This is a genomic window from Nocardioides sp. (assembly GCF_035503875.1).
Taxonomy (GTDB): Bacteria; Actinomycetota; Actinomycetes; order Propionibacteriales; family Nocardioidaceae; genus Nocardioides.
The window spans coordinates 1-2,667 of the sequence record NZ_DATJTA010000075.1 but is presented as its reverse complement, the minus strand read 5'-3'; the positions used below and the strand labels follow the sequence as shown (position 1 = coordinate 2,667).

The following is a 2,667-nucleotide window of genomic DNA, read 5'->3' as shown; positions in this document are numbered from 1 at the left end:
ATCGAGAAGTCGTCGAGCACAGTTTCCACGTAACGCCCATTTCCCGAAAATTCGTAAGTCCTTGTGCTCTCATGGTAGGTCGTCACGTGCGGAAACTTAATGCCTGACGGCGAGTACTGGGGCTCACCACAAGCGGCCTGCAACCCGGTTAGTGGCGTCGGTATTGCGTCCGAGCGTGCGCGTCGTAGGGGGCGGGGGCGACGGTGGCGCGGATCCGCGGGAACCCGAGGTCGGCCTCGGTGTCGGTGGCCGGGCCCCCGGGTGCTCCCCCGCCGCGCCGCCAGGCAGCGCCCCTTTCGGATAGGTCGCCCGTCGGGCGGCCGCTTGGGGTCGATGGCGTAGCTGACCTGGCCGACCACCTGTCGACGACGCCAGCGACAGCGCCTAGTGGTGTCGATGGCGTAGGCGACAGGTCGCGGGTTGGCGGTCGCCACGGAAAAGGCGATGACGGTCTGGGGACCGAGTGCCAGGATGTGGGCCATGGTTGACAAGAGCGCAGACGGAGCGGTGCCGGAGCGGTGGACGGCGTCATCGGCGTACGCGGACATGTGGGTGGACCCGGCCGATGATCCCCGCGAGACCGGGACCGAGCTCGACGACGAGCGGTCGGTGCTCGTCGAGTACGTGCGCCTGTACCGGCTGACGATGGAGATGAAGTGCGCGGGCCTCGACGCCGAACGGCTGGCGCGACGGTCGGTGCCGCCGTCCACCATGTCCCTCCTCGGCCTCATCCGGCACATGGCCGACGTGGAGCGCCATTGGTTCCGCCGGGTGATGGCGGGCGAGGACGCGCCCCCGCTGTACTGGACCGAGGGCGAGGCCGACGTCGACTGGACCGGCGCGATCGCCGACCCGGAGGTCGTCGCCCAGGCCTGGGATGCCTGGCGGCGCGAGGTCGGCTACGCCGAGCGCTACGTCAACGGCTCCGGCGACCTGGGCACCCGCGGCACCATGCGCGACGGCAAGACGATCTCGCTCCGCGAGGTGCTCGTGCACATGATCGAGGAGTACGCCCGCCACTGCGGCCACGCCGACCTGCTCCGCGAGCGCATCGACGGCCGCATCGGCCAGTAGGAGACCGGTGAGCTAGTCCTCGCCGTAGTCATGGTCGGGGTGGTTCTGCTCGCCGGTGCGCCAGTAGCCGCGGGTCACCAGGGAGGCAGGGGGCAGCAGGCGCGAGGTGAGGAAGTAACGGCGGATGTCGCGCATCGCGGCGGCCTCGCACGCCACCCAGACCCGGCTGCCTTCCGGGACGCTGGCGGCGTGGGCGGCCGCGAGGAGCTCGACGCCGTACGCGTCCGGGCGGCGACGGTGGTGCCAGGTGATCGCGGTCTTGGCCGGGGCGGTGAACTCGACCTCGTCGTCCGGGCCGTCGACTTCGATGTGGACGTCGGCCGCGGTCGTCTCCGGCATCGCCTCGAGCAGCGTGCCGACGGCCGGGATGGCGGACTCGTCGGCGGCGAGCCACCAGTGGTCGGCGACCGGCTCGAGGGAGAACCGGCCGCCCGGGCCGGCCACCGCGAGCTTATCGCCCGGCTTCACCCGCCGCGCCCACTCGGAGGCGGGACCGGTTCCGTGCAGCAGGAACTGGATCTCAAGAGTCCGCGTCGCCGGGTCGTAGCGGCGCGGCGTGTAGGTGCGGACCACCGGCGCCGGCCCCTCCGGCGTCACGACCGTCCCGTCCGGCCCCGGCGCGGGCAAATTCGGCGCGTCCTGGCCGTCGGCGGGCAGGAACACCTTCAGGTGCGAGGTCGGGGCGGCGTCGGTGAACCCGTCGAGGTCGTCGCCGGTGACCAGGACCGAGATCAGCCGGGCCGAGACCGGCGACACCGACACGACCTTGGCCCGCCGCGGCGGCTTCCGCCTCCGGGGGCCGCCTGGAGTTGCTGCTGGTGCGGGAGTGGTCACGAGCTTCCCTTCGTCGCGGGAGGGCGGTGCCTGCCGGTGCGATCTCCCGTTTAACTGTCTGGTGGTGCGTGAGTTGTTCTAGAACTTCTCGATGGCCGGGATGATCTGCTCGGTCAGCAGGTCGAGCTGGCCGGGGACGCTGACGTTGACCAGCGAGCCGTGGGCGACGCTGAAGCCCGCCTCGGCCAGCGCGTGCACCTGCTCGATCGTCTTGTTGACGTTCTCGCCGCCCAGGCCCAGGTCGAAGCGCGTCTGGGCGGTCTTCTCGATCTCGGCGTAGTCGCGCCCCTCGTTCGCGCAGTGCTCGCGCAGGACCGCGAGCTTGCGAGCCGCCTCGGGGACGTCGTAGGCGGAGATGTTGCACGCGTCGGCGTAGCGGGCCACCAGCTTGAGCGTCTTCTTCTCGCCCGAGCCGCCGATCAGGATCGGCGGGTGCGGGCGGGACAGCGCCTGGGGCGAGTTGAGGGTGCGGGCGAGCTGGTAGTACTTGCCGGAGAAGGCGGCCTCGTCGCCGCTCCACATCTGCCTGCAGATGAGGATTGCCTCCTCGAGGCGCTCGAACCGCTCCGCCACGGGCGGGAAGAGCAGGCCGAGGCCGGCCGACTCCTCGGCGTTCCAGGCGGCGCCGATGCCGAGGATGGCCCGCCCCCCCGACAGCACGTCGAGCGTGGTCATGGCCTTCGCGAGCAGGCCCGGCTCGCGGTAGACGACGGCGGTGACCATCGTCAGCAGCTTGACCCGCTCGGTCTTGGCGGCCAG

Annotated in this window: 3 protein-coding genes; 1 reads left to right on the top strand and 2 read right to left on the bottom strand. The window is 71.1% G+C overall.

Annotated elements, in window-relative coordinates:
• Positions 1–480: 480 nt before the first annotated feature.
• Complete coding sequence (locus tag VMF51_RS17520; RefSeq protein WP_325475744.1) at positions 481–1,074, top strand: DinB family protein; 594 nt, start codon at positions 481–483, stop codon at positions 1,072–1,074.
• A gap of 12 nt (positions 1,075–1,086) precedes the next feature.
• Here VMF51_RS17520 and VMF51_RS17515 read toward each other — a convergent pair whose 3' ends face one another.
• Positions 1,087–1,830: a siderophore-interacting protein gene (locus tag VMF51_RS17515; protein ID WP_325475743.1), complete on the bottom strand. Its 744-nt coding sequence runs from the start codon at positions 1,828–1,830 to the stop codon at positions 1,087–1,089.
• A gap of 156 nt (positions 1,831–1,986) precedes the next feature.
• Positions 1,987–2,667 (bottom strand): TIGR03560 family F420-dependent LLM class oxidoreductase (locus VMF51_RS17510; RefSeq protein WP_325475742.1); only part of this gene is annotated, 681 nt, incomplete at its 5' end.

Bases quoted from the DNA above. Each gene is read 5' to 3' on its own strand.
- VMF51_RS17520 (WP_325475744.1), top strand. From the start codon at position 481: ATGGTTGACAAGAGCGCAGACGGAGCGGTGCCGGAGCGGTGGACGGCG.